Origin of the sequence: Streptomyces ambofaciens ATCC 23877, assembly GCF_001267885.1 — a bacterium.
Taxonomy (GTDB): domain Bacteria; phylum Actinomycetota; class Actinomycetes; order Streptomycetales; family Streptomycetaceae; genus Streptomyces; species Streptomyces ambofaciens.
This window is the reverse complement of sequence record NZ_CP012382.1, coordinates 3,891,316-3,917,518: the sequence shown is the minus strand read 5'-3', so window position 1 is coordinate 3,917,518 and position 26,203 is coordinate 3,891,316. Positions and strand designations below refer to the sequence as shown.

The following is a 26,203-nucleotide window of genomic DNA, read 5'->3' as shown; positions in this document are numbered from 1 at the left end:
AGCGTCGAGGCGGTCGGCCAACTGCCTCGGCAGAAGCTCTTGTTGGAATCCGCTTCACGCAACTTCACGCAGGTCCAGGCAGCTTCACGTACTTCTCGCGTGCTCGGCTGGAGCCGAAGCGCGCTTGTTTCTGGAGGAACACACATGGCAAGCATCCGTACCGCCCGCGTCGTCGCCGCCGTCGCCGCCCTCCCGCTCGCCGCCGCTCTCTTCAGCGGGGTGGCGACGGCGGACAACGGCGCCCTCGCGGACGACGGATCGAACGCCACCGCTGCGGAGGCCTTCGCGGGCATCCTCGGCAGCGGTGTCGGCGGGGACAACAACGGCAACTCGTCCACCACGCAGCAGCAGGCGGTCGGCTCGGGGGCGTCGAACCAGAGCAACACCGCGCAGGTCGACGGTTCCGCGTTCACCGCGATCAACCAGGGCAACGAGAACGTGGCCGTCAGCTTCACCCCGCTGTGGTGGTGAGCTGAGGGCCCGGCGCGGGTGCGTTCCCGCGCCGGCCCCTCGATCTCCGTGCGGGTGTGCTTCAAGGGGTCGCAAGACGTCTGGGCGGTGGTACTCCGGTACCGCCGCTCAGGCGTTTTCGTCGTGCGTGAGCGGTCCGCCCCCGCGCCCGGCCCCTGGTGCGCGGACCCCCTGGCCCCGCGCCCGGGAGCCCCGGCGGGACCGTGCTCCGGCGAGCCCCCAGGGGTGAACCCGCAGTACGTCTCCTCCTCCCGTCCACCTACAGGAGGTGCAGCCGGCACCACCCCTACAACCTGAGGCGGACTCTGCTTCGGGACCTGCGGCCGATCCGCCGGGCACCCTCTCGCTCATAGCGTTGAGTCATGACCACACTCGTCTGCACCAGCGCTTCGGACGCCGCCACGGCCCAGGCCCCGGCCCAGGCCCCGGCCAAGGCCCCGGCCAGGGGCTCGGCCAGGGCCACAGCCCTGGCGGCAGCGAGGACGCAGACCTTCCCGTACCCGTCGTTCTCCTCGTACGTGAAGGCCCGCCAGCCGGTGCTGCTGCGTACCGCCCGGTCGCTGACCGCGAACCCGAGCGATGCGGAGGACCTGCTGCAGACCGCGCTCACCAAGACCTACGTGGCCTGGGACCGCATCGAGGACCACCGCGCCCTGGACGGTTACGTGCGCAGGGCGCTGCTGAACACGCGGACCTCGCAGTGGCGCAAGCGCAAGGTCGACGAGTTCGCCTGCGACGAGCTGCCCGAGCCGGAGCCCGTCCCCGGTGGCGACGACCCGGCGGAGCGGCAGGCCCTGCGCGACGCGATGTGGCGGGCGATCATGAAGCTGCCCGCCCGGCAGCGGGCGATGGTCGTCCTCCGGTACTACGAGGACCTCAGCGAGGTCCAGACGGCCGAAGTGCTCGGGGTTTCCGTGGGCACGGTGAAGTCGGCGGTGTCCCGGGCGCTCGGCAAGCTCCGCGACGACCCTGAGCTGGGAATTGTCCGCTCCTAGGCGGGTTTGTGGGCCTGTGCCGGACCGCTCCGCCGGAGAACGCCCACTGATCGATCACCCGGGAGTAGTGACATACCGCGCGGTATGTGCGCAGAATCAGCGCAACTCTTGCCGCCGCGTAGGCAATGTCGCCCCGGGAGGACACCGTGCTGAGCACGATGCAGGACGTACCGCTGCTGATATCGAGAATCCTCACCCACGGGTCGACGATCCACGGCGGCTCACAGGTGACCACCTGGACCGGCGAGGGGGAACCGCACCGCCGCTCCTTCGCCGAGATCGGAGCCCGCGCCGCCCAGCTGGCGCACGCGCTGCGCGAGGACCTGGCGGTCCAGGACGACGAACGGGTGGCAACGCTCGCCTGGAACAACGCGGAGCACGTCGAGGCGTACTTCGCGATCCCCTCCATGGGCGCCGTCCTCCACACCCTCAACCTCCGCCTCCCGCCCGAGCAGCTGGCCTGGATCGTGAACCACGCCGCCGACCGGGTCGTGATCGCCAACGGTTCGCTGCTGCCGCTGCTCGCCCCGCTGCTGCCGCACCTGAAGACGGTCGAGCACGTCGTCGTCACCGGTCCCGGTGACCGCTCCCTGCTGGACGGGACGTCCGTCCGGGTGCACGAGTACGAGGACCTGCTCGCCGGGAAGCCGGCCGCGTACGACTGGCCCGAGCTGGACGAGCGTGCCGCAGCCGCGATGTGCTACACCTCCGGCACCACCGGTGACCCCAAGGGCGTCGTCTACAGCCACCGCTCCATCTACCTGCACTCGATGCAGGTCAACATGGCGCAGTCGATGGGCCTGACCGACGAGGACACCTCGCTGGTCGTCGTCCCGCAGTTCCACGTCAACGCCTGGGGGCTGCCGCACGCCACCTTCATGACCGGCGTGAACATGCTGATGCCGGACCGCTTCCTGCAGCCCGCGCCGCTCGCCGAGATGATCGAGAGCGAGAAGCCGACGCACGCCGCCGCGGTGCCCACCATCTGGCAGGGCCTGCTGGCCGAGCTGACCGCGAAGCCCCGGGACGTCTCCTCCCTCACGCAGGTCACCATCGGCGGGTCCGCCTGTCCGCCGTCGCTCATGGAGGCCTTCGACGCGCTGGGCATGCGGGTCTGCCACGCCTGGGGCATGACGGAGACCTCGCCGCTGGGCACGGTCGCGCGGCCGCCGGCCCACGCGGTCGGCACGCCGGAGGAGTTCGCCTACCGCCTCACCCAGGGCCGCTTCCCGGCCGGTGTCGAGGCACGGCTCACCGGCCCCGGCGGCGAGCGCCTGCCCTGGGACGGCGAGTCCGCCGGCGAGCTGGAGGTCCGCGGCAACTGGATCGCGGGCGCCTACTACAACGGCCCCGGCGCCGAGCCGCTGCGCCCCGCCGACAAGTTCAGCGAGGACGGCTGGCTGAAGACGGGCGACGTCGGCACCATCTCCCCCGACGGCTACCTCACCCTCACCGACCGCGCCAAGGACGTCATCAAGTCCGGCGGCGAGTGGATCTCCTCGGTGGAGCTGGAGAACGCCCTGATGTCCCACCCGGACGTCGCCGAGGCCGCCGTGGTCGCCGTCCCCGACGACAAGTGGGGCGAGCGCCCGCTGGCCACGGTCGTCCTCAAGGAGGGCGCGAGCACCGGCTTCGAGGAGCTGCGCACCTTCCTCGCCGAGGACGGCAAGATCGCCAAGTGGCAGCTGCCCGAGCGCTGGACGGTCATCGAGGCGGTGCCGAAGACGAGCGTCGGCAAGTTCGACAAGAAGGTGCTGCGCAGGCAGTACGCCGACGGCGGCCTGGACATCACCCGGCTCTGACCGGTTCCGGCGCGTGCCGGGTCGGGCGGGGCCCGCCCGGCACGTCCGGTGGGGTGAGGGTGACCCGCCCGGCACATCCGTTGGGGTGACCCGCCCGGACCGTCCGGTGGGGTGACCCGCCCGGCACGGCCGCGCTCACCGCTTCCGTACGGCGGTCGCCGCCCACCCCAGCACCAGCCAGGCCGCCGCCACCGCGCAGACACCCGGCCAGCCCCAGTGGCCGAAGGCGGGTCCCGCGAGGGCCGAGGCCAGGGCACCGCCCGCGAAGCCGGCGACGACGTACGCCGTGTTCGCGGTGGCCGGGGCGGAGGTGGTGGTCAGGGCGAGGGTCTGGTTGGCGACGTGGGAGGCGACCAGGGCGGCGTGCACCAGGACCGCCGCCGCGCACAGGGCCGCCATCACCTGCCCGCCCAGCCAGAAGAGCGGCACCGACACGGCGGCGAGCAGATACGCGGACCGTACGACCCTGGCGGCACCGAACCGGTCGACGAAGCCGCCCGCGAGCGGCGCGACGACACTGGCCGCGAGCCCGAACAGGCCGAACAGCCCGGCCGCGGCGGTGGTCATGCCGTACCCGTCGTCACCGGCCAGGAGCAGCGCGAGCGAGGTCCACAGGGCGCTCCAGGCGCCGTACATGCCGGCCTGGCGCACGCAGGCCCGCCACAGGTCCGGCGAGTGGCGCAGCACCCCCGGCAGCGCGGCGAGCCCCGCGAACAGCGGGCCCTGGAGCCGCCGCCGCTCCACGGGCAGGACGTATGCGGTCGCGAGGCCCAGCACCACGGTGAGCGCGGCCGCGCCCACGAACACCACGCGCCAGCCGAAGGCCTGCCCGACCAGCCCGCCCAGCACCCGGGCGGCCACGACGCCGGTGAACAGGCCCGCGATGACGGCGGCGACGTGACGGGCCCGGCGGTCGGCGGGGGCGCGCTCGGCGACCAGCGGGACCAGGAGCTGCGGGACGACGGTCGCGGCGGAGGCGACCAGGACGGCACCGGCGAGCATGCCGGTCCCGCCCGACGCGGCGCCGGCGACCAGCGCGGCCGCGGCGACCAGCGAGAGGACGGCGACCAGTCGCCGCCGGTTCACGCTGTCCCCGAGCGGGGCGAAGAAGAGCAGCCCGGCCGCGTACCCGAACTGCGCGACCGACGCGAGCCAGGCCACCGCCGAGGGAGTCGAGCGGAAGTCCTGGGCGATGAGCGGGAGCAGCGGCGCCGCGAGGTAGATGTTGGCCGCCGTGACGGCGGTGCACAGGGCGATCAGGGGGAGGAGGAGGCGGGAGGAGGCGGAGGTCCCTGCCGGGAGGGCGCCGGGGGCGTCGGTCTCCGGCGTGGTCCGGGTGGCTGCTGACGGTGACGGCATGGGCGGAGCGACTCCTTCGAGCGCACACTAGCAACTAACTGGTTGGTTGGAAGTAACCACGCGAGTCTCGTCCTCATTCCCGAGCCGTGTCAACCAAACGGTTGGTCACCTCGACCGCCCCGCTACCCTGGCTCCATGGCAGCAAGAGACCCCGAGGCCACCAAGGCCCGGATCTTCGAGGCCGCGGTCGCCGAGTTCGCCCGCCACGGCATCGCCGGCGCCCGCATCGACCGCATCGCTGCCGAGGCCAAGGCCAACAAGCAGCTCATCTACGCCTACTACGGCAACAAGAACGAGCTGTTCGCGTCCGTCCTCGAGAAGAAGATGCTCGACCTCGCGATCTCCGTCCCCGTCGACCCGGACGACGTCGAGGGGTGGGTCGACCGCCTCATGGACTACCACGCCGCCCACCCCGAGCTGCTCCGCCTCCTCTTCTGGGAGGGCATGGAGTACGGCACCGCCGAGCTGCCCCACGAGGCCGAACGGCAGGAGCACTACGCCCGCAAGGTCGCCGCCGTGCGGGACGGCCAGGCGCGCGGCGTGGTCACCGACGCGATCCCGGCCTCCGACCTGCTCTTCCTGCTGGTCGCGATGGCCAACTGGGCGTCGGTCGTGCCCCAGATGAAACGGGTCCTGGTCGGTGCCGAGGACACGGACGCCGACCGCCTGCGCGCCTCGATCAAGAAGGCGGCCCGCAGGATCATCGCGGGATAGCGGGGAGCCGCAGAGGGAGCACAGCGGGACGCCGAGGGGCAGCGAGAGCCGGGGCGACTCCCCCCGACTCCGGTGCTTCGTTCGGCGTACGTCAGCTGGTGCACGTCATCCGGTGCGCGCCAATCGGTGCACGTCAGTCGACGCACGTCGGTCAACGCACGTCAGTCGACGCACGTCAGTCGGTGCGCGCCCGCCGGTGCACGTCAGTTGGTGCCGATCCGCGAGAGCAGCTCGACGATCCGGGACTGCACCTCGCCGCTGGTGGAACGCTCCGCCAGGAACAGCACGGTCTCGCCCGAGGCCAGCCGTGGCAGGTCGGCCTGGTCGACGGCGGCCGTGTAGACGACGAGCGGGGTGCGGTTGAGCTGCCCGTTGGCGCGCAGCCAGTCGATGATCCCGGCGTGTCCGCCCTGGTGCCGCTCGACCTGCATCAGGTCCATCACGACCAGGTTCGGCCGGAACTGCCCCGCCAGCGTCACCGCGTCGGCGTCGCTCGCCGCCCGCGCCACCTGCATCCCGCGCCGTTCCAGGGTCGCGGTGAGCGCCAGCGCGATCTCCGCGTGCTCCTCGATCAGCAGGACGCGCGGCGGGTGCTGCTCGCTGTCCCGCGGCGCGAGCGCCTTCAGGAGCACGGCGGGATCGGCACCGTAGGCGGCGTCGCGTGAGGCCTGCCCGAGGCCGGCCGTGACCAGCACCGGCACCTCGGCGGCCACCGCCGCCTGCCGCAGCGACTGGAGCGCGGTGCGGGTGATCGGCCCGGTCAGCGGGTCCACGAACAGCGCGGCGGGGAACGCGGCGATCTGCGCGTCGACCTCCTCGCGCGAGTGCACGATGACCGGCCGGTAGCCGCGGTCGCTGAGCGCCTGCTGCGTGGAGACGTCCGGCGCGGGCCACACGAGCAGCCGACGCGGGTTGTCCAGCGGCTCCGGGGGCAGCTCGTCGTCCATCGGCTGCGGACGCGGCGGGTCGGCCACCTCCACGGCTCCGCCGGGCCCGTCCAGCGGCTCGGGCCCCTCGGCGGCGTTCTTGTCCGGCGCCCCTATGGCGTACGACCGTCCGACGCCCTCCGTGCCCGGTGCGCGTCGGGGCTGTCCCCCGGCCAGGGGCGGCTGTTCCTGCCCCGGCGGCTGGGGCTGGGGCTGCTGGGCCGCGGGCTGCGCGGCGGTGGGCGGCTGTTCGGCCGACGGCTCCGGGCGTGCCGTGCCCGGGTCGGGCGGCGTACCCAGCTTGCGGCGCCGGCCCGACCCGTTCGGCTGCTGCGGGGCGGGGGTGGCCGACGGCTGCTGCACCTGGACCGCCTGCCGGTTGAACGGCACGCCCTGGCCCAGCGTCCGCACGCTGATCGCCCGTCCCTGGGTCGAGTTGGGGTCGACGGGCGCGGACGCCTCCGCGGGCAGGGGCTGCGCCGCGCGAGGAGCGGGAGCGTTCTCGGGCGGCAGCGGGGTGCCCCGGCTCGGCGTGGAGACGGGGGCGCCCTGCGGGGGCACCGGAGGCGCCGGAGGCGTCGGGCCCTGCGGCGCGGCGGGGGCCGCTCCGGCCGAGCCGGGGGCGACCGCGGGCGCGGGGCCGGGAACGCCGGTGGGCGGTGCGGGCACGCCGGTGGGCGGGAGGGGTGCGCCGTGGGGCGGTACGGGCGCCCCGGCTCCGGAGACGTCCGCGGCACCGGGCCACGGCTGCGCGTCGGTGGGGGCGCCGGCGGGGTGGTGAGCGGCGCCGGCGCCGGCGGCGGCCTCGGCCGGCCGCGGCGCCTCGCCGGGTGCGGCGGCCTGCGCGGGGACGGGCCCGGGCGCGGGAACCGGTCCGGGTGCGGGAACGGGTCCGGGCGTGGGAACCGGTCCGGGCGTGGGAACCGGTCCGGGTGCGGACTGCTCGGGTACGCCCTGCGCCGGTACGCCCTGACCGGCGGCGGTGTTCCGCGCCGGCACCGGCGCCCCGTGCACGGGCGCGCCCTGCGCCGGACCACCCCGCGCCGGCGACGGTACGGACTCCGCCTCCTGCTGGGCGGTGGCCCCGGCCCGGCGACGGCGTCCCGTGGGCGCCTCGGTCGGGTGCGGCTGCGGCGGGGTGTGGTCGTCGGTCTGGTGGTGCGGTACGGCGTCGTGCCGGCCCTCGTCGAGCGGGACGTCGGCGGGAACGGCCGGGCCGGGCACGTGGACCTGGCCCGGAGGCACCGTCGCGGGCGCCGCCGTCCCGGCCGGCCCCTGCGGCCCCGCAGTTGCGGCTCCGTGCGGCTCCGCCGTCTCCCTCGCCCCGTGCGCCTCGGCCACTGCCGCCGCCCCGGGGGCCCCGTGCGACGCAACCGTCCCGTCGGAGGGCCGGTCCGCGTCGGCGGGCGGCAGGGCGAAGACCTGACGCGGCGCCGCCTCCTGCGCGGCGGCACGCTCGTTGGCGGATGCCAGGGCCCGGCGCCGGCGTCCGGTCGGCCGGTCCGCGTCGGCCGGGTGGGCCGCGTCGGCGGGGTCGGCCGCCCCGGCCTGCGCGGGCAGGGCCGGCGGCAGCGCGTGCTGCTCACCGCCGTCCCGCCGGGCCCGTCGGCCACCGGGCCCGGGAACGCCCTGCGGCGGTACGGTCCCGCCGAGTCCGGTGTTGGAGGCCGCGGCCCCACCGCCGTGCTCGCCGGCCATGACCACGGCGCCCTCGGACACCCCGGCGAGCGCCGCGGGGTGCGGGCCTTCGCCGACGGCGTCCGCGTTCTCCGCGGGACGCCCGCGCCGGCGCCCGGTCCCGCCGGACCCCTCGCCCGGCGCCGCCTGCGCGGGGACCGGCAGCGGGGCCGACGGCGGGATCTGCTCCCCGGCGGCCTGCTCCTGGCCCTGCACGGCACGCCGCCTGCGCCGCCCGGTCGGTACGGCACCCTCCTCGGGGCCGGCGGAGGCGGCCTCGGCACCCTCGCCCGCCGCACCGTCGGTTCCGCTCTCCAGGAACGCGTCGACCGACGCCCGCCGAGCGCGCCGCCGCCCGGCACCGGGCGCCGGCTCCTGGAGGGCCAGGGCGCTGCCCGCCCCCGCGGCACCGTCGGCCGGCGCCTCCGCGTGGGCCTGCGCCGCCGCGTCCGGTGCCGGGGCCGCGGCGACGGCCCCCGCCCCACCACCGATCGGCACCTCCAGCACGTACGCGCTGCCGCTCATGCCCGGCACCCGGTGCGTCTGCAGCACGCCGCCGTGCGCCCGCACGATCCCGCGCACGATGGGCTCGTGCACCGGGTCCCCGCCGGCGTACGGCCCGCGCACCTCGATGCGGACGCCCTCGCCGCGCTGCGCCGCCGCGACCACGACGGTGTTGTCCAGGTAGCCGCCGGTCGCCGACACGGGCGAGTTGCCGGTGGCGTCGACGCCCGCGACGTCCGCGACGAGATGCGCCAGCGCGACGGCCAGCAGCCGCGGATCGACCTCGGCCTCGATGGGCGGCGCGTGCACGGCGAACTGCACGCGTCCCGGCCCGATCAGCTCGACGGCCCCGTCGACACCGGCGGCGACGACGGCGTCCAGCATCACCTTCGTACGGGCGACGCTCTCGTTGCCGACGTCGAGGCGCTGGTAGCCGAGGACGTTGTCGATGAGGGTGGTGATGCGCGAGTAGCCGGCCGACAGATGGTGCAGCACCTGGTTGGCCTCGGGCCACAACTGCCCGGCGTCGTCCGCGGCCAGCGCGGCCAGTTCCTGGCGCAGCTCGTCCAGGGGGCCGCGCAGCGAACCCCCGAGGAGGGTCAGCAGCTGTTCGTGCCGGGCGGCGAGCGCCTCGTACCGGTCCTTCTCCCGCTCGCCGAGCGCGGCGTAGCGGTCGGCGTCCGCGGCGATCTCCTCCGCGTGCTTCTCCCGCAGCTCCGCCAGCTCGTTCACGTGCTCCTGGCGCAGGGCGGTCAGCTCGGCGGCGTGCTCCTCGGCGAGCCGCTCCAGCTCCTCGGCGTGCCGCCGCTCGGCGTCCTCGTGCTCCTTGATCACCGCGTCGTACGGGCGACGGTCGGTGAAGGTCATCACGGCGCCGACGAGCTGGTCGCCGTCGCGCACGGGCGCGGTCGTCAGGTCGACCGGCACCTGGTCGCCGCTCTTGGCGAACAGCACCTGCCCGCGCACCCGGTGCTTGCGCCCGGAGCGCAGGGTGTCGGCGAGCGGGGACTCGTCGTACGGGAAGGGGGAGCCGTCGGCCCGCGAGTGCGCGACGAGGGTGTGGAGTTCACGGCCGCCGAGGTCGCTGGCCCGGTAGCCCAGTATCTGGGCGGCGGCCGGGTTGACGAGGACGATCCGCCCGTCGGTGTCGGTGCCGACGACGCCCTCGGACGCGGCCCGCAGGATCATCTCGGTCTGCCGCTGCGAACGCGCCAGCTCGGCCTCGGTGTCGACGGTGCCGGAGAGGTCGCGGACGACCAGCATCAGCAGTTCGTCGCCGGTGTAGCCGTAGGTGTCGTAGGCCTGCTGGCCGGTCTCCAGGTTGGCGCTGGTGACCTCGACCGGGAACTCGGAGCCGTCGGTGCGCCGGGCGACCATCCGCGTGGGCTTGGTGCGCGCCCGCGGGTCGATGTGGTCCGGCCGCCGCATGGACCCGGGGATGAGCCGCGAGTCGAACTGCGGCAGCAGATCCAGCAGCCCGCGCCCCACCAGCGCGGTGCCCGGAGTCTCGAAGGCCTCCAGCGCGATGGTGTTGGCGTTGACCACGGTGCCGTTGGCGTTGACCAGGACCAACGCGTCCGGCAGCGCGTCCAGTATGGCTGCGAGGCGAGCAGCGCCTCGGGATGGCCTGCTGCTCACGAGACGCTTCCCTCCTGTTACCGCACTTGCCGACCGCCTGGGCCATCTTGCCAATGGGCCCGCAGCGTGTCACGCGAGGGAGTCTAAGGGTTGGGGCCCGCCGGGCGGGGTGGGACGGGACGGAGGTCGCACGCGGAAGTGACGTAGAACGTGTGACCGGGCGTCCGGGCGCCGCCCTTTCGGCGCCCCGGAGAGGCGCCCGGCTAGGGCCGTCCCGGCGCTCCCACCTCGGGCAGCAGCGGCACCATGCGGTCCCAGCGGGAGATCTCGCAGCCGTCCCGCCGGTCGTACGTCACGTCGACGGGGCGGCCCGCCCACGTGCCCGTGACGTGCGCGGTGGCCGGTCCGCCGTACTGCATGGTGCAGACGCTGCCCGCGGGCACCGGTGCGAAGGCGTCCTGCCCCCACCGTGTGTCCCGCTCGACGACGCCGCAGGCGCCGGCCGGGTCGGGATGGCTGCCGCCGGCGGGGTCGCAGTGCAGCTCGTACGTCCCGTCCGCGCCCGGCCCGGCGTCCCGGACGGTGACGGTCAGGTGATCGCCGTCCGGTGCGCCGAAGCCGTGGGCCGCGGCCGGGTGTGCGGCCGACAGGGAGGCGAGGGAGACGACGGACAGCGCGGCGGCGCCGAGGAGGCGGGCGGCGGGGGTGCGGGTGACCTGGAGCATGCCCTGACTAACGCGCCGGCCCGCCGGACGTTGCGCGGCCGGACGCGGACCGCCCCGCAACGGCTTTGCCCTGCGGCCCGCCCGCCTAGTACCGTGGGGGTCGATTGGTGACAGCGCGCTCAACTGTGTCATCATCGGCACGCGCCACTCGCGCTCGCACGCGAGAGGTGATGTTGTCTGGAGGCGTCGCCTAGTCCGGTCTATGGCGCCGCACTGCTAATGCGGTTTGGGTCTTAAAGCCCATCGAGGGTTCAAATCCCTCCGCCTCCGCACGATCACCGAAGCCCCGGCCCACACGGCCGGGGCTTCGGTGTTGTCCGGGGTCCCCACTGGACGCCCTGAACGGCGTTTCCGCAGGTCACAAGGGGTGGGGCTAACGGATTTCACATGACGGCGGCAGTCATGTAATGTTCTTCCTGTCGCCGCGAACGGGCCGGAAGGAACGGGAGCGGCGGTAAAACTGAACAAGACAAGCACTCGTAGCTTAACGGATAGAGCATCTGACTACGGATCAGAAGGTTGCAGGTTCGAATCCTGCCGAGTGCACATGTGCCAGAGGCCCCGTCGAGCAGTCGACGGGGCCTCTGGCTTTTCGCCACCCGGATGAACGGCCTCCGCGACTGTGTCTAGGGTGTGCCCATGTTGCGAGGACGCGTCTTCATATCCGTCCGGCCGATCCTTGACGGGGGAAACCGGTGAACAAGCCGCTGAGGGCTGTGGCGATCTTCTGCGGACTGCTGGTGCTCGGTCTGCTGATCCGCGCGAACTGGCTGCAGTACGTCCGGGCACCGGAGCTCGCCTCCGACACCAAGAACCGGCGGGTGCAGATCGAGCAGTTCGCCACCCCGCGCGGGGACATCGTCGTCGGCGGCCGGGCCATCACCGGCTCCACCGAGGTCAAGGGCACCGACCTCAAGTTCAAGCGCACCTACGCCGACGGGCCGATGTACGCCCCGGTGACGGGGTACGCGTCGCAGGCCCAGGGCATGACGCTGCTGGAGAAGACCTACGACGGCATCCTCACCGGCAAGGACGACCGGCTGGCCTTCCAGCGGTTCGCCGACGTCGTCAGCGGTGAGGGCCGGCGCGCCGGTTCGGTGGTCACCACCATCGACCCCAAGGCGCAGAAGGCGGCCTGGGACGGGCTGACCGATCTGAAGGGCGCGCGGGGCGCCGTGGTCGCCCTCGACCCGGCGACGGGGAAGGTGCTGGCCCTGGTCTCCGCCCCCTCCGCCGACCCGTCGGTCTTCGCGGGCAGCACCTTCAAGGAGTCCGACCGCTTCGTGGCGCTCGACAAGGACAAGCGCAAGCCGCTGGCCAACCGCGCGCTGCGCGAGACCTACCCGCCGGGTTCCACCTTCAAGATCCTCACCGCGGCCGCCGCGCTGGAGCACGGGGTCGTCACCGACATCGACGCCCGCACGGACGCGGTGTCGCCCTATCCCCTGCCGCAGTCCAGCAACAAGATCGGCAGCGAGGCCGGCGACGGGGTCTGCAACAAGGCCTCGATGAAGACCGCCATGCAGTACTCGTGCAACAACGTCTTCCTCGACGCCGCCGCCGAACTGGGGCAGGACAAGCTGCGGGAGACGGCCCAGAAGTTCGGCTTCAACGAGAACGTCTACTCCGACGACTTCGGGGACCTGCTCGCCACGAAGAGCCTCTACCCCGAGGGTCTCGACGCGCCGGGCACCGCGCTCACCGGCATGGGCCAGGGCAGCCTCACCAGCACACCGATGCAGATGGCCATGGTCACCGCCGGACTGGCCAACGACGGAAAGGTGATGCAGCCCTACATCGTCGACGAGGTCAAGGGCCCCGACCTCGGCACGCTGGAGAAGACCGAGCCCGCGGTGATGAGCGAGGCGGTCTCCGCCGAGACCGCGCAGAAGGTCCAGCAGATGATGGAGTTCACCGCCAAGGAGGGCAGCGCCCGCCGCGCCCAGATCGACGGCATCACGGTCGGCGGCAAGACCGGTACCGCGCAGCGCGGTGTCGACGTCAACGACGAGGTGCCCTACGGCTGGTTCGTCTCCTACGGCAAGAAGGACGACGGGTCCTCCGTCGCCGTGGCCGTCTTCATCGACCCCACCGACATGGACATCTCCCGTGAGGACATCTCCGGCGGCGGTCTCGGCGCGCCCATCGCCAAGAGCGTCATGAAGGCGGTCCTTCAGCAGTGACGCGGTCGCGGACGGCGGTGCGCCGGGTGGGTCACGCCTTCGCCGCGTCGTACGCGGCGCGGGCCCGCTCGACGGCCGCCATCCGCCGCTCCGTCCAGAGCGCGAGGTCGCGTACCTGCTCGGCGGCCTCCCGGCCGAGGTCCGTGAGGGAGTAGTCCACGCGCGGCGGGATGACGGGCCTGGCGTCCCGGTGGACCAGGCCGTCGCGCTCCAGCGTCCGCAGGGTCTGCGCCAGCATCTTCTCGCTCACCCCGCCGATCTCCCGGCGCAGTTCGCTGAAGCGGTAGGAGCGGTCCAGCAGCGCGATCAGGACGAGGGTGCCCCAGCGGCTGGTGACGTGCTCCATGACCAGGCGCTCGGGGCACGTCGTCGCGCCGTCGGCGGCGCGTGCGCGGTTCACGAGGGTCGTCCTGCTGTCGGCCATGTTCGTACCCTACGCAGGGGTAGGTACTTTCGGCAGGAAAGTGTGTTTCCTGGCCAGCCGGGACGACTCTTTTCGATCTACTGTTCGGATGCGGCCGCCTTGTACGGTGATCGCTGTCGATCAGGGGGAGGACACGACATGCGTGGATTCGTGCGTGCGACAGCCATCGCCGGAGTGCTGGGAACGGCGGCTCTGCTCGCGGTGCCGACGGCCTCGGCCGCCTCGGGGCCGGCGGAGGCGGCGCCCGAGTGCGTCACCGACAGCCAGACCCACAAGTACGGCAGGGGCGAGATCGAGGTCTGCGTGGAGAACGGGCAGGCGCGGGTGAGCGGTTGGCTCGAGGACCTGCTGCCGGGCGGCGGCTGGGGAAGCCCGGACGGCGGCTGCGTCATCTGGTGGGTCACCTTCCGGACCACCACGGGAACCGAACTCGAGGGCTCGACCATGGCCTGCCCGCACTTCGGGGGCGCCGCCTACAAGGAGTTCACCTACGACAGCGACGTGCAGAACGTCACCGGGGTCGAGAAGCTGACCCTGGGGACCGCCTGGCTCTGACGCACCAGCTGTCCCGTACGACGCCCCCCGGTCCGCCGGGGGCGTTGTCAGTGGGGGCCCGTAGTCTCGACGGCGATGGCACAGGCGTGGAAGTGCGCGGGACTGCGATGGGCGGTGGACGGTCCCGTGCTGCGGTGGGTCGGCGGGCGGGGCAGTGCGCTGACCCGGGGGAAGCGGGTGGCCTTCGCGGTCGCCGAAGGGGGTGTGCGGACCTGCGTGGGGGCGCGGGGGCACGCGTGTCCGGCCGGGGCCGCCGTGCCGGGGCGGAGCACGGGGGCGCGGTGCGAGGAGTGCGCGCGGCTGGACCGGGCGCACTCCGTGGCCGCCGACACGATCGCGGACGATCCGCGGCCGTACCGCGTGTACCTGGCGTGGTTCGGGCCGGGCCTGGTCAAGGTGGGGATCACCGCGTACGCGCGGGGGGACGCCCGGCTCCTGGAGCAGGGGGCCGTGTGCTTCAGCTGGCTGGGCCGCGGACCGCTGATGGCCGCGCGGCGCACCGAGGAGCTGTTGCGGGCCGCGCTGCGGGTGCCCGACCGGATCCCGTACGCCCGCAAGCGAGCGGTGCGGGCGGGGTTGCCCGAGACCGGGGCGGAGCGGCTGGCCGAGATCGCGGAGCTGCACGCGCGGGCGGTGGGGCTCGGTGGCTGGCCGGAGTCGCTGACGCCGGAGCCGTTTCGGGGCGTGGACCACGCGGGCGTGTTCGGGATCGCGGGGGCGGGTCCCGGGCCGGCCGCGGTGGCGGAGGTGGCCGAGCTGGTGGCGGGCGGGGCGGTCGGAGGCGAGCTGGTGGCGGCCGCGGGCCCGGATCTGCATCTGGCGACGGAGCGCGGGGTCGTGGTGCTGGACACGCGGCTGATGACCGGGTGGGAGCTGGTGCCGGCCGACGGCGCGCCGTGCGCCGTGCCGGTGCGGGATCTCAAGGGGGCGGCGGGCGTCCAGGACGGGCTGTTCTGACCTGACTCCCCTCGCCCCCTGCCCCTCGCCCCCCGCCCCTCGCCCCGCCCCTTGCCCCCCGGGGGCGGCGGGCGCGATCGTGGCCGCATGAGTGATCACGAGGCCGGGCGGGTCCGCCGGTTCTGGGAGGGGCTCGGGCTGCCCGGACTGATCGACGTGCACACGCACTTCATGCCCGAACGCGTGCTGCGCAAGGTCTGGGGCTACTTCGACGCCCTCGGCCCGCTGACCGGCGGCGTCGAGTGGCCGATCACCTACCGGCAGGAGGAGGACGAACGCACGGCGCTGCTCCGTCGGTTCGGGGTGCGGGCCTTCACGGCCATGCTCTACCCGCACAAGGCGGGCATGGCCCGGTGGCTGAACGGCTGGGCGGTGGACTTCGCCCGCCGGACGCCCGACTGCCTGCACACCTCCACGCTGTTCCCCGAGCCGGGCGCCGGGACGTACGTCCGGGAGGCCGTCGAGGCGGGGGCGCGGGTCTTCAAGGCCCACGTGCAGGTGGGGGCGTACGACCCGGCCGACGAGCTGCTCGACGCCGCGTGGGGCGTGCTCGCCGAGGCGGGTGTCCCGGTCGTCGTGCACTGCGGGTCCGGACCCGCCCCCGGCAAGCACACCGGGCCCGAGCCGATCGCGCGGGTGCTGGCCCGGCACCCCCGGCTGCGTCTGGTCGTCGCGCACCTGGGGATGCCCGAGTACGAGGACTTCCTGGACCTCGCCGAGCGCTACGGCGAGGTGCGGCTGGACACGACCATGGCGTTCACCGACTTCAGCGAGCGGCTGGCCCCCTTCCCCCGCCGGGCGCTGCCCCGGCTGGCGGACCTCGGCGACCGCGTCCTGCTCGGGTCGGACTTCCCCAACATCCCCTATCCCTACCTGCACCAGCTGCACGCGCTGGAACGGCTGGAGCTGGGGGACGACTGGCTGCGGGGCGTGTGCCACGACAACGCGGCACGGCTCTTCGGGCTGGGCTCCCCTGGACGGCCCGGTGGTGCCTGAGAGCCCTCTGTGGGTTTCTCAGGGAAATCACAGCTCGGGGAAAGGGTGTTCTCAGAGCGCCCCGACACCGTGTCCGGTATGACCACTACCTCGCCCCAGGGGCGCACCGAACTGCTGAGGCCGGACGGGAGCCCCGTCCGGGTGCTTGTGGTGGACGACGAGCTGTCCATCACCGAGCTGCTGTCCATGGCCCTGCGCTACGAGGGCTGGCAGATCCGCAGCGCCGGGGACGGGCACGGCGCCGTCCAGGCCGCGCGCGACTTCCGGCCCGACGCCGTCGTGCTGGACATGATGCTGCCCGACATGGACGGCCTGAGCGTGCTGGGACGGCTGCGCCGCGACCTGCCGGACGTACCGGTGCTGTTCCTGACCGCCAAGGACGCGGTCGAGGACCGGATCGCCGGGCTGACGGCCGGCGGGGACGACTACGTCACCAAGCCGTTCAGCCTGGAGGAGGTCGTCGCCCGGCTGCGCGGACTGATCCGGCGCTCCGGCGCCGCCGACCGGCGCTCCGACTCCGTCCTCGTCGTCGGCGACCTCACCCTCGACGAGGACAGCCACGAGGTCACCCGGGGCGGCGACGGCATCCACCTCACCGCCACCGAGTTCGAGCTGCTGCGCTTCCTGATGCGCAACCCGCGGCGGGTGCTGAGCAAGGCGCAGATCCTGGACCGGGTGTGGTCCTACGACTTCGGCGGCCAGGCCAACGTGGTCGAGCTGTACATCTCCTACCTGCGCCGGAAGATCGACGCCGGGCGCGAGCCGATGATCCACACCCGGCGGGGCGCCGGCTACCTGATCAAGCCCGCCGCCGCGTGAGCCGACGGCGACGACCGCGGCCGCGGACCCTGCGGACGCGGCTCGTCGTCGCGTCCGTGGCGCTGATCGCGGTGGTGTGCGCGGTGATCGGCACGGTGACGACGGTGGCGCTGCGGTCGCACCTGTACGAGCAGCTGGACGGGCAGGTGCGCGAGGTCGCGATGCGGGTGTCCGGGTTCAAGCCGCCCGGCGACCCCGGGCCCGGCGGCGACGGCCCGCAGCGGATCGACCTCGACGAGTTCGTCACCCGTGGACCCCAGCCGCGCGGCACGGTCGTCGCCGAGGTGCGGGACGGTGCCGTCGTGGACGCCGAGTACGGCCGCAAGGACGACGACAGCACCAACTTCAGCGGCACGTCGCCGGTCGCCCTGACCGAGGCGGAACGCGCCGCGCTGGCCTCCGTCCCCCGGGACGGGGACACGCACACCGTCGAGATCGACGGCCTCGGCGACTACCGCGTGGAGTACCGGGCCGGCTACTACGCCGCCGTACCCACCTCCGAGGTCACCAGCACCCTCCGCACCCTCGTCCTCGTGGAGGCCAGCGTCACCGCCGCCGGCCTCGTCGCCGCCTCCCTCGCCGGGACCGTCATCGTCGGCGTCGCCACCCGGCCCCTGCGCAGGGTCGCCGCCACCGCCACGCGGGTATCCGAACTGCCGCTGCACGCGGGCGAGGTGAACCTGGACGAACGCGTCCCGGACTCCGAGTGCGACCCGCACACCGAGGTCGGCCGGGTGGGCGCCGCGCTCAACCGGATGCTGAACCACGTGCACGGAGCGCTGCACGCACGCCAGGAGAGCGAGACGCGGGTACGGCAGTTCGTCGCCGACGCCAGCCATGAGCTGCGCACCCCCCTCGCCTCCATCCGCGGGTACGCCGAACTCACCCGCAGGGGCCGGGAACGGGTCGGCCCCGACACCCGGCACGCGCTGGGCCGGATCGAGTCCGAGGCCGGGCGGATGACCCTGCTGGTCGAGGACCTGCTGCTGCTGGCCCGCCTGGACGCCGGGCGGCCGTTGCGGTTCGAGCGGACCGACCTCGTACCGCTGGTCGTGGACACCGTGAGCGACGCCCGCGCGGCCGGGCTCGACCACGACTGGCGGCTCGACCTGCCCGAGGAACCCGCACTGGTCTCGGCCGACGCCGCCCGGCTCCAGCAGGTGCTGGTCAACCTGCTGGGCAACGCCCGCAACCACACCCCGACCGGTACGACCGTCACCGCGCGCGTGCGGCGCAGCGGTGCGTGGCTCTGCGTGGACGTGGAGGACGACGGGCCGGGCATCCCGGCCGCGTTGCTGCCGCGCGTCTTCGAACGGTTCGCGCGCGGTGACTCGGCACGGTCCCGGGCGACCGGTTCGACGGGCCTCGGGCTCGCCATCGTGCAGGCGGTGGCGGCGGCGCACGGCGGCGCCGTGACGGTCGACAGCGTGCCCGGACGGACGGTCTTCACCCTGCACCTGCCCGTGCCCGCACCGGACGCGCCGGCCGGTGACGGCGTCGGCCGGGGCCGCTCACAGGCACAGCACAGCCTCACCACACGGGTGTGACAGGGGACTTGAGAAGAGTCGGTCCCATGCGAACCGACTCTTCTCCCGGCTCCCTGCCGGCGCGGGAGCATCTCCCGGCCGCAGGAGCCGGTACGCCTGTCCTGGACGTGGTGATCCCCGTCTACAACGAGGAGAAGGACCTCAGGCCGTGCGTCCTGCGCCTGCACGATCACCTCACCCGGACGTTCCCCTACGGCTTCCGCGTCACGGTCGCGGACAACGCCTCCACGGACGCCACCCCGCACGTCGCCGCGCGGCTCGCGGCCGAACTGGCGGAGGTCACGTCCGTACGGCTGGAGCAGAAGGGGCGCGGCCGGGCGCTGCGCACCGTCTGGTCGGCCTCGGACGCGCCCGTCCTCGCCTACATGGACGTCGACCTGTCCACCGACCTGAACGCGCTGCTGCCGCTGGTGGCCCCGCTGATATCCGGGCACTCCGACCTCGCCATCGGCTCGCGGCTCGCCCGCAGCTCGCGGGTGGTGCGCGGCGCCAAGCGGGAGTTCATCTCCCGGTCCTACAACCTCATCCTGCGCGGCTCCCTACAGGCCCGCTTCTCCGACGCCCAGTGCGGCTTCAAGGCGATCCGCCGGGACGTGGCCCAGGTGCTGCTGCCGCTGGTGGAGGACACCGGCTGGTTCTTCGACACCGAGATGCTGGTGCTCGCCGAGCGCGCGGGCTGCCGTATCCACGAGGTGCCGGTCGACTGGGTCGACGATCCGGACTCGACCGTGCACATCGTGCGGACCGCGACCGAGGACCTCAAGGGCGTGTGGCGGGTCGGCAAGGCCCTGGCCACCGGTTCGCTGCCGCTGGACCGGCTGGCCCGGCCGTTCGGTGACGACCCGAGGGACCGGGAGCTGACGGACGTACCGCAGGGCCTGGCCCGGCAACTCGTCGGCTTCTGCGTCGTCGGCGTCCTGTCCACCCTCTTCTACCTGCTGCTCTACAGCGGCTTCCGGCCCTTCTGCGGCTCCCAGACCGCCAACGCGCTGGCCCTGCTGGTCTCGGCGGTCGCCAACACCGCCGCCAACCGGAGGCTGACCTTCGGGGTGCGGGGCCGGGCCGGCGCCGCGCGGCACCAGGCACAGGGGCTGGTCGTCTTCGGTATCGGTCTCGTCCTGACCGCCGGATCGCTCGCCGCCCTGAACGCGGCGACCGCCGACCCGGACCACTCCACCGAGCTGGCGGTGCTGATCACCGCCAACCTCGCGGCCACCGTGCTGCGCTTCCTGCTCTTCCGCGCCTGGGTGTTCCCGGACGCGCCCCCCACCGTGCCCGCCGTGTCCCTGGACGCGCCCCCCACCGCGCCCGCCGTGTCCCCGGACGCGCCCCCCACCGTGCCCGCGCCCCCGGTGCCGGACGCGCCCGCGGCCCGGCATCCGGACGCGGGCCGCCCGTGGGGCGACGCCACCGCGCGCCGCCGGCCGGCGCACCCCGCCGACACCCACCCGAGGGGCCGACGATGACGACGCACCACGACCGGACGGCGGACGCGGGGGCCACGCGCCCTCCGGACGAGGAGGGGTGGGGCCCGCCGGCCACCCCCGGGGCACCCGGGCGGCTGCGGAGGCTCTGGCGGGGCCGCCCCGAGGACCCCCGCTGGGTGCGCCCGGCCTTCCTCGGGCTGCTGCTCGCCACCGCCCTGCTGTACCTGTACAACCTGAGCGCCTCCGGTTACGCTAACTCCTTCTACTCGGCGGCCGTGCAGGCGGGCAGCCAGTCCTGGAAGGCGTTCTTCTTCGGTTCGCTCGACGCCGCGAACGCCATCACCGTGGACAAACCCCCGGCCGCGCTCTGGCCGATGGCGCTGGCCGTGCGGGTCTTCGGGCTGAGCTCGTGGTCGGTCCTGGTCCCCGAGGTGCTGATGGGCGTCGCGACGGTCGCCGTCGTGTACGCGGCGGTGCGCCGCCGGTTCCGTCCCGCGGCCGGGCTGATCGCCGGCGCCGTGCTGGCGCTGACGCCCGTCGCGGCGCTGATGTTCCGGTTCAACAACCCGGACGCGCTGCTGGCACTGCTGATGTCCGTCGCCTGCTGGCTCGTCGTCCGCGCGCTGGAGGACGGCCGGACCAGGTGGCTGGTGTGGGCGGGCGCGGCGATCGGCTTCGCCTTCCTGGCGAAGACCCTCCAGGCCTTCCTGATCCTGCCCGCCCTCGCCCTCGTGTACGGCGTCTGCGCGCCGGTGCGGCTGAGGAAGCGGCTGGCCCAGCTCGCCCTGGCGGCCCTCGCGGTCGTCGTCTGCGGCGGCTGGTGGGTCGCGGTCGTGGAGCTGTGGCCCGCGTCGTCGCGGCCGTACATCGGCGGCTCGCAGAACAACAGCTTCCTGGAGCTGACCTTCGGCTACAACGGCCTCGGCCGGCTCAACGGCGAGGAGACCGGCAGCGTCGGCGGTGGTGGCGGCACGGGCGGCGGCGGTCAGTGGGGCGAGACCGGCTGGGACCGGATGTTCGACTCCGAGATCGGGGGCCAGATCTCCTGGCTGCTGCCGGCCGCCCTGATCCTGCTCGCCGCGGGGCTCGTCGCCACCCGACGCGGCGGCCGTACCGACCCCGCCCGTGCGTCCTTCCTGGTCTGGGGCGGCTCGCTGCTGACGACCGCGGCCGTCTTCAGCTACATGGCGGGCATCTTCCACCAGTACTACACGGTGGCCCTCGCGCCGTACCTGGCGGCCGTGGTCGGCATGGGCGCCGCGGTGCTGTGGGAGCGTCGCGAGCGGGTGTGGGCGTCCCTCGCCCTGGCGGCGGCCGTCACGGCGACCGCGGCCTGGGGGTATGTCCTCCTCGACCGCACGCCCGACTACCTGCCCTGGCTGAGGTGGGCGGTCCTCGTGGGCGGCCTGGCCGCGGCGCTCGGGCTGGTCTTCGCCGGACGGCTGGGGCGGCGGACCGCGCTCACGGTGGCGGGCCTCGGCGTGGTGGCGTCCCTGGCCGCACCCACCGCGTACACGCTGAGCACCGTGCGGGAGGGGCACAGCGGCTCCATCGTGACGGCCGGTCCGGCCGGCGCGAGCACGGGGGGCGGCCCGGGCGGCGGCGGCCGGGGCGGCGGCTTTCCCGGGGGCGCGAACCCGCCCGGGCAGGGGCAGGGCCGGGCCCAGGGCGGTCCCGGGAACGGCGGCTTCCCCGGCGGTGCCCCCGGCCGGAACCAGCCGAACAACGGCGCCCCCGGCACCGGCGGCACCGGCGGAACGGCTCCCGGCGGCCAGGCGGCTCCGGGCGGCCGGTCCGGTGAGGGCGGCCCGGCGGGCGGGGGCGGCGGCATGGGCGGCCTGCTCGACGGCGCCCAGGTCGACTCCGAGGCCAGGAAGCTGCTGGAGGCCGACGCCGGCCGGTACACCTGGGTCGCCGCCGCGATCGGTGCCCAGAACGCCGCGAGCTACCAGCTCAGCACCGGCGAGCCGGTGATGGCGATCGGCGGCTTCAACGGCACGGACCCGTCCCCGACGCTCGCCCGGTTCAAGGAGTACGTGGCCGACGGAGAGATCCACTACCTCGTGGGAGGCGGCGGAGGCGGCGGCATGGGCGGCGACTCCGGCACCTCGTCGCAGATCACGTCCTGGGTCGAGGCCAACTTCAAGGAGGTCACCGCCGGTTCGGCCACCTTCTACGACCTCACGCAGCCGAAGACCTGACCGGACCCGGATCGCACCTCGCTCTGCTGTACAGCGTATGGGGACCCCTATACGCTGTACAGCATGACGACGTCCTCCCCGGAACAGGAAGCAGGGCGGGCCCAGGCCGCGCCCCCCGTCCAGGGCCACCCGCAGCGCTGGCTGATCCTCGGAGTCATCAGCCTCGCCCAGCTGACCGTGGTGCTGGACAACACGGTGCTGAACGTGGCCATCCCCTCCCTCACCGACGAACTCGGCGCGGCCAACTCCGACATCCAGTGGATGATCAACGCCTACTCGCTGGTGCAGTCGGGCCTGCTGCTCACCGCGGGCAGCGCGGCCGACCGCTACGGGCGCAAGAAGATGCTGGCGGCGGGTCTCGCCCTGTTCGGCCTGGGCTCGCTGGCCGCGGGTCTCGCGGACACCACCGGCCAGCTGATCGCCGCGCGGGCGGGCATGGGCGTCGGCGGCGCGCTGCTGCTGACCACCACGCTCGCCGTGGTCATGCAGATCTTCGCGCCCGAGGAGCACGCCAAGGCGATCGGCATCTGGAGCGCCGTCAGCGCGCTCGGTTTCGCCTGCGGGCCCCTGATCGGCGGCTTCATGCTGGACCACTTCTGGTGGGGCGCGATCTTCCTGATCAATCTGCCGGTCGTGGCGCTGGGGCTGGTCGCGGTCGTGACCCTGGTCCCCGAGTCGCGGAACCGGCAGGGCGACCGCCCCGACCTCCTGGGCGCCGTCCTCTCCACGATCGGCATGGCCGCGCTGGTCTACGCGATCATCTCGGGCCCCGAGCACGGCTGGACGTCCGGCCGGGTCCTGGCCACGGCGGCCGTCGCGGTGGGAGTGCTGGCGCTCTTCGCGTACTGGGAGAGCCGCATCCCGTATCCGATGCTCGACCTGGCCTTCTTCCGCAACCGGCAGTTCACGGGCGCGGTGGCCGGACTGGTGCTGATCACCTTCGGCATGGGCGGTGCGCTGTTCCTGCTCACCCAGCACCTGCAGTTCGTGCTCGGGTACGGCCCGCTGGAGGCGGGGCTGCGGACCGCCCCGCTGGCCCTGACGGTGGTGCTGCTGAACTTCTCCGGGGTGGCGGCGAAGTGGCTGGCCAGGCTGGGCACGCCGACGGCGGTCCTGCTGAGCATGGTGCTGATGTCGGCGGGCCTGGTGGCCATCGCCACGCTCACCGGCGAGGGGTACGCCGGCACGCTGCTGGGCCTGCTGCTGATCGGCGTGGGGTGCGCGCTCGGCAACCCGGCCATGGCCCACGCCATCATGAGCGCGATCCCGCCGGCCAAGGCGGGGGTCGGCGCGGGCGTCAACGGTACGTTGGCCGAGTTCGGCAACGGGCTGGGCGTGGCCGTGCTGGGAGCGGTGCTGAACTCGCGGTTCGCGGCGCTGGTGCCGGTGACGGCGGCGTCGTTGCCCGCGGCGCTGGCCTCGGCGGAGGGGGAGGCGGAGCGGGAGCGGGTGATCGACGCGTTCTCCTCCGGTCTGGAGAGCAGCCAGCTGGTGGGCGCGGTGGCCGTGCTGCTCGGCGGGGTGGTGGCGTCCGTGCTGTTGCGGCGGGCGGCGAAGGACGGTGCCTAAGAGCCAGGGTGGCGGGGTAGTGGTGCGGCGGCGGGCTCGTCGTGGCTGGTCGCGCCGTTCCCCGCGCCCCTGACGGGGCACCTGGCGTGTCCGGCGGGCGATGGAGTCGAGGAGAAGAGCACAGATGGCGAAGGCAGGGCGGCAGGGACCGCGGGCCAGTGTCTGGCTGGCGGGCGAGGACCGCCGGGACGGGCGGCGCGGTGGGCAGCCGTCCGGACTGGACCGGGAGCGGATCACCGCGGTCACGGTCCGGCTGCTGGACGCCGAGGGCCTGGCCAAGTTCTCCATGCGCCGCCTGGCCGCCGAGCTGAACGTCACCGCGATGTCCGTCTACTGGTACGTCGACACCAAGGACGAGCTGCTCGAACTCGCCCTGGACGCCGTCTTCGGCGAGCTGCGCGACCCCGACCCGGAGACCGGCGCGGACTGGCGCGCCCGGCTGCGCGCGCTGGCCCGGGAGAACCGCCGGCTGCTGGTGCGCCACCCCTGGCTGTCCCAGCTGACCGGCACCTACCTGAACATCGGGCCGCACTCGATGGCCTTCTCCCAAGCGGTGCAGGAGGTGATGCGCCTGAGCGGCCTCCCCCCGCACCGTCTGACCGGCGCGATCTCCGCCGTCTTCCAGTTCGTCTACGGCTACGGCACGATCGAGGGCCACCTCCTCGCCCGCGCGGCGGCCACGGGGAGGAGCCCGGACGACTACTTCCGGGTCTCCATGGAGGCGGCGGCCGACCTGCCGCACAGGGCGGACGTCATCGAGGAGTCCCGGGCCATCATGTCGGCCCGCGGCGGCGACACCGTCGAGGAGATGCTGGACCGGGACTTCGAGTTCGCGCTGGACCTGCTCGTGGCGGGCATCGAGGCGATGGTCGAACGCGGGTGACCGGCGCCCGGCCCGTGGGGCGCCCCGTCGCCGGCCGGGGCGTCAGCCGTCGGACGACAGCCGCGCCGGGAAGCCGCCCGTCGCCACCGGGCCCCACTTCTCCGGTGTCACCCGGATGATCGACTTGCCCTGCTCCACCATGGCCCGCCGGTACTCGTCCCAGTCGGGATGCTCGCCGGCGATGGTGCGGTAGTACTCCACGAGCGGCTCCACGGAGTCCGGGGCGTCGATGACCTCGGCCGTGCCGTCGATCTGGACCCAGGGGCCGTTCCACTCGTCGCTGAGCACGATGAGGCTGACCCGGGGGTCCCGCTGCGCGTTGCGCGTCTTGGCTCGCTCCGGGTACGTCGAGACCACGATCCGGCCCAAGTCGTCGACCCCGCAGGTCAGCGGGGATCCCTGAGGGCCGCCGTCGGCCCGCCGGGTCAGCAGGACGGCCCGGTGCCGGGGGCGCACGAAGTCCAGCAACTCGTCCAGGGACACACGGGTGTTCGTCGCGATGTTCGGTGCCATGCGGTCAGCCTAGGGCGCTGCCCCGCCGCCCGCCCGGCCGCCGGACCCCCTCGCCGTACCGCTGGGCGGACGCAGTGCCTCCGCGAGGCTGTCGTGCACCGGCACGTCCCGGCGCAGGCCGGACAGCTCCAGGACGCGGCTCGGCACGCCCTGCGGGGCGGCCACCACCCGCAGTTCGGTGCGGCCGGGCAGGCGGTGACGCACCTCGGAGAGGAGGCGGATGCCCTGGGAGTCCATGAAGCGGGTCGCGGACAGGTCCAGTACGAGGGTGCGCAGTGGGCCGCAGTGGTGGTCCACCGCGGTCATGATCATGGGCAGCAGCCCCATGGCGTTGCAGAAGTCGATCTCCGGGGGCAGGGCCAGTACGGCGTAACCGGGCGGATCGCACGGCTCGCAGGGACGGGGGAGGAAGGGCAAGGCACTCACCTGGCAGACGTCCGTCTTGCTTCCGGCTAGGCCTCTTCCTGACCCGTCCCCCCATTCCACCACGCCGCCGACGGGACGCGTAAGGCGCCGTCGACCGGGCGTCACCTGAGCGCAACCAAGCAGCTAGAGTGCTGTCCGTCCTGTGCTCGCAGTCAGGAATGTGCTGCGGAGCTCTCCTGCGCACGGCCGCCAGGCCGTGCACGCCGAAGAGGTTCGTGGTGGCTGCGTCCGAATTTACTGATTTGCCGCGTTTTCCGGTGGGCTTCGAGCTGGCCGAAGCGTTGACGGCGGCGGCTCGGCAACTGCACGCGACGGGCACCCCCGACAACACCCTGAGCACCGCGGTCGAGCTGACGGTGCGCCTGCTGCCCGGCGCGGAGCACGCGGGCATCTCGGAGATCCAGCGTGGCGGCCGCTTCCGCACCCTGGCCTGGACCGACGAGGTCGTACGGTTCGCCGCCGAGTCCCGGCACGGCCCCCGCGAGCCGCACCCGGACTGGGACCGCCTGTGGACCACGCCGGTGGTGCGCACGGACGACAGCGAGGCGGACGGCGGCGGCACCGCCCTCTCCCGTGCGGGCCTGCGCTCGGCGCTCTCGCTGCGGCTGCGCGCCGACCGGCGCCGCCTGACCGTGCTGACGGCGTACGCCCGCAAGCCCCACGCCTTCGACGAGGACGCCACCCGCGTCGGCCGCCTGTTCACCGCGCACGTCAGTCTCGCCCTGGACGCGGCGACCGTGCGCGAGCAGCTCACCGAGGCCATGCGCACCCGGGACCTGATCGGCCAGGCCACCGGCATCCTCATGGAGCGCCTGGGCATCGACGCGGCCGGCGCCTTCGACTCCCTGGTCAAGGCCTCGCAGCGGGAGAACGTGAAGCTGCGCGACCTCGCCCGGCGCATCGTCGACGCGAACACGGGTTCGGGTGGGCGAGGCGTCAACGAGCGATGAGG

21 protein-coding genes and 2 tRNA genes are annotated in these 26,203 nt (G+C 73.8%); 17 read left to right on the top strand and 6 right to left on the bottom strand.

The annotated features are described in order from the left end of the window. Nucleotides 1–144: 144 nt before the first annotated feature. From SAM23877_RS17440 to SAM23877_RS17430, 3 genes are all read left to right on the top strand, one after another. On the top strand, nucleotides 145–471 hold the full coding sequence (locus tag SAM23877_RS17440; RefSeq protein WP_053133704.1) for a hypothetical protein: 327 nt from the start codon (nucleotides 145–147) through the stop codon (nucleotides 469–471). A 362-nt stretch (nucleotides 472–833) separates the two neighbouring features. Continuing rightward, nucleotides 834–1,466, top strand: a complete 633-nt coding sequence (locus SAM23877_RS17435; RefSeq protein ID WP_162492108.1) for a SigE family RNA polymerase sigma factor — start codon at nucleotides 834–836, stop codon at nucleotides 1,464–1,466. A gap of 125 nt (nucleotides 1,467–1,591) precedes the next feature. Then, the gene (locus SAM23877_RS17430) at nucleotides 1,592–3,268 is read left to right on the top strand and encodes a long-chain fatty acid--CoA ligase (RefSeq protein WP_053133700.1); all 1,677 of its coding nucleotides are present in this window, start codon (nucleotides 1,592–1,594) and stop codon (nucleotides 3,266–3,268) included. A 135-nt stretch (nucleotides 3,269–3,403) separates the two neighbouring features. Here SAM23877_RS17430 and SAM23877_RS17425 read toward each other — a convergent pair whose 3' ends face one another. Next, the gene (locus SAM23877_RS17425) at nucleotides 3,404–4,627 is read right to left on the bottom strand and encodes an MFS transporter (RefSeq protein ID WP_053133698.1); all 1,224 of its coding nucleotides are present in this window, start codon (nucleotides 4,625–4,627) and stop codon (nucleotides 3,404–3,406) included. A 135-nt stretch (nucleotides 4,628–4,762) separates the two neighbouring features. On the opposite strand from SAM23877_RS17425, the gene SAM23877_RS17420 reads away from it, so the two are divergent. Then, a complete protein-coding gene (locus SAM23877_RS17420; protein WP_053133695.1) occupies nucleotides 4,763–5,341 on the top strand; it encodes a TetR/AcrR family transcriptional regulator in 579 nt (192 codons plus the stop codon). Between the two features lie 203 nt (nucleotides 5,342–5,544). On the opposite strand, the gene SAM23877_RS17415 is transcribed toward SAM23877_RS17420, so the two are convergent. Beyond that, nucleotides 5,545–10,086: a hybrid sensor histidine kinase/response regulator gene (locus SAM23877_RS17415; protein WP_079030266.1), complete on the bottom strand. Its 4,542-nt coding sequence runs from the start codon at nucleotides 10,084–10,086 to the stop codon at nucleotides 5,545–5,547. Nucleotides 10,087–10,289: 203 nt separating this feature from the next. After that, nucleotides 10,290–10,751, bottom strand: a complete 462-nt coding sequence (locus SAM23877_RS17410) for an SSI family serine proteinase inhibitor (protein WP_053133689.1) — start codon at nucleotides 10,749–10,751, stop codon at nucleotides 10,290–10,292. A 179-nt stretch (nucleotides 10,752–10,930) separates the two neighbouring features. Here SAM23877_RS17410 and SAM23877_RS17405 point away from each other — a divergent pair. From SAM23877_RS17405 to SAM23877_RS17395, 3 genes are all read left to right on the top strand, one after another. Next, nucleotides 10,931–11,021: transfer RNA gene (locus SAM23877_RS17405), tRNA-Ser, on the top strand. A 203-nt stretch (nucleotides 11,022–11,224) separates the two neighbouring features. Next, nucleotides 11,225–11,297, top strand: a tRNA-Arg gene (locus SAM23877_RS17400). 149 nt (nucleotides 11,298–11,446) lie between these two features. Then, nucleotides 11,447–12,934 carry a peptidoglycan D,D-transpeptidase FtsI family protein gene (locus SAM23877_RS17395; protein ID WP_079030265.1) on the top strand — a complete coding sequence of 496 codons (1,488 nt, stop codon included), beginning with the start codon at nucleotides 11,447–11,449 and terminating at the stop codon, nucleotides 12,932–12,934. Between the two features lie 31 nt (nucleotides 12,935–12,965). Here SAM23877_RS17395 and SAM23877_RS17390 read toward each other — a convergent pair whose 3' ends face one another. After that, entirely contained in the window at nucleotides 12,966–13,358 is a 393-nt protein-coding gene (locus SAM23877_RS17390) for a winged helix-turn-helix transcriptional regulator (RefSeq protein ID WP_053133686.1), read from the bottom strand. A 138-nt stretch (nucleotides 13,359–13,496) separates the two neighbouring features. Between SAM23877_RS17390 and SAM23877_RS17385 the strand changes: the two genes are divergently transcribed. From SAM23877_RS17385 to SAM23877_RS17345, 9 genes are all read left to right on the top strand, one after another. Then, entirely contained in the window at nucleotides 13,497–13,913 is a 417-nt protein-coding gene (locus tag SAM23877_RS17385) for a hypothetical protein (protein WP_053133683.1), read from the top strand. Nucleotides 13,914–13,988: 75 nt separating this feature from the next. Continuing rightward, complete coding sequence (locus SAM23877_RS17380; RefSeq protein WP_053133680.1) at nucleotides 13,989–14,870, top strand: DUF2797 domain-containing protein; 882 nt, start codon at nucleotides 13,989–13,991, stop codon at nucleotides 14,868–14,870. An 87-nt stretch (nucleotides 14,871–14,957) separates the two neighbouring features. Continuing rightward, nucleotides 14,958–15,866, top strand: a complete 909-nt coding sequence (locus tag SAM23877_RS17375) for an amidohydrolase family protein (RefSeq protein WP_053133677.1) — start codon at nucleotides 14,958–14,960, stop codon at nucleotides 15,864–15,866. A gap of 78 nt (nucleotides 15,867–15,944) precedes the next feature. Next, nucleotides 15,945–16,685 carry a response regulator transcription factor gene (locus SAM23877_RS17370; protein ID WP_053142581.1) on the top strand — a complete coding sequence of 247 codons (741 nt, stop codon included), beginning with the start codon at nucleotides 15,945–15,947 and terminating at the stop codon, nucleotides 16,683–16,685. Further along, entirely contained in the window at nucleotides 16,682–18,232 is a 1,551-nt protein-coding gene (locus SAM23877_RS17365) for a sensor histidine kinase (RefSeq protein WP_053133674.1), read from the top strand. Before SAM23877_RS17370 ends, SAM23877_RS17365 begins: the two co-directional genes overlap by 4 nt. Before the next feature lie 26 nt (nucleotides 18,233–18,258). Beyond that, nucleotides 18,259–19,698 (top strand): bifunctional glycosyltransferase family 2/GtrA family protein, encoded by a 1,440-nt coding sequence (locus tag SAM23877_RS17360; RefSeq protein WP_053133671.1) that lies wholly within the window; start codon nucleotides 18,259–18,261, stop codon nucleotides 19,696–19,698. Further along, the gene (locus tag SAM23877_RS17355) at nucleotides 19,695–21,860 is read left to right on the top strand and encodes an ArnT family glycosyltransferase (protein WP_053142579.1); all 2,166 of its coding nucleotides are present in this window, start codon (nucleotides 19,695–19,697) and stop codon (nucleotides 21,858–21,860) included. Before SAM23877_RS17360 ends, SAM23877_RS17355 begins: the two co-directional genes overlap by 4 nt. A gap of 63 nt (nucleotides 21,861–21,923) precedes the next feature. Beyond that, nucleotides 21,924–23,429: an MFS transporter gene (locus SAM23877_RS17350; protein ID WP_053133669.1), complete on the top strand. Its 1,506-nt coding sequence runs from the start codon at nucleotides 21,924–21,926 to the stop codon at nucleotides 23,427–23,429. Between the two features lie 124 nt (nucleotides 23,430–23,553). Then, on the top strand, nucleotides 23,554–24,312 hold the full coding sequence (locus tag SAM23877_RS17345) for a TetR/AcrR family transcriptional regulator (protein ID WP_053133666.1): 759 nt from the start codon (nucleotides 23,554–23,556) through the stop codon (nucleotides 24,310–24,312). 42 nt (nucleotides 24,313–24,354) lie between these two features. Here the strand turns inward: SAM23877_RS17345 and SAM23877_RS17340 are convergent, their stop codons facing one another. Further along, complete coding sequence (locus tag SAM23877_RS17340; RefSeq protein WP_053133663.1) at nucleotides 24,355–24,825, bottom strand: PPOX class F420-dependent oxidoreductase; 471 nt, start codon at nucleotides 24,823–24,825, stop codon at nucleotides 24,355–24,357. Between the two features lie 9 nt (nucleotides 24,826–24,834). Continuing rightward, complete coding sequence (locus SAM23877_RS17335) at nucleotides 24,835–25,251, bottom strand: STAS domain-containing protein (protein ID WP_107291876.1); 417 nt, start codon at nucleotides 25,249–25,251, stop codon at nucleotides 24,835–24,837. 242 nt (nucleotides 25,252–25,493) lie between these two features. Here SAM23877_RS17335 and SAM23877_RS17330 point away from each other — a divergent pair, with 242 nt between their 5' ends. Then, on the top strand, nucleotides 25,494–26,201 hold the full coding sequence (locus SAM23877_RS17330) for an ANTAR domain-containing protein (protein ID WP_053133657.1): 708 nt from the start codon (nucleotides 25,494–25,496) through the stop codon (nucleotides 26,199–26,201). Nucleotides 26,202–26,203: the final 2 nt, after the last annotated feature.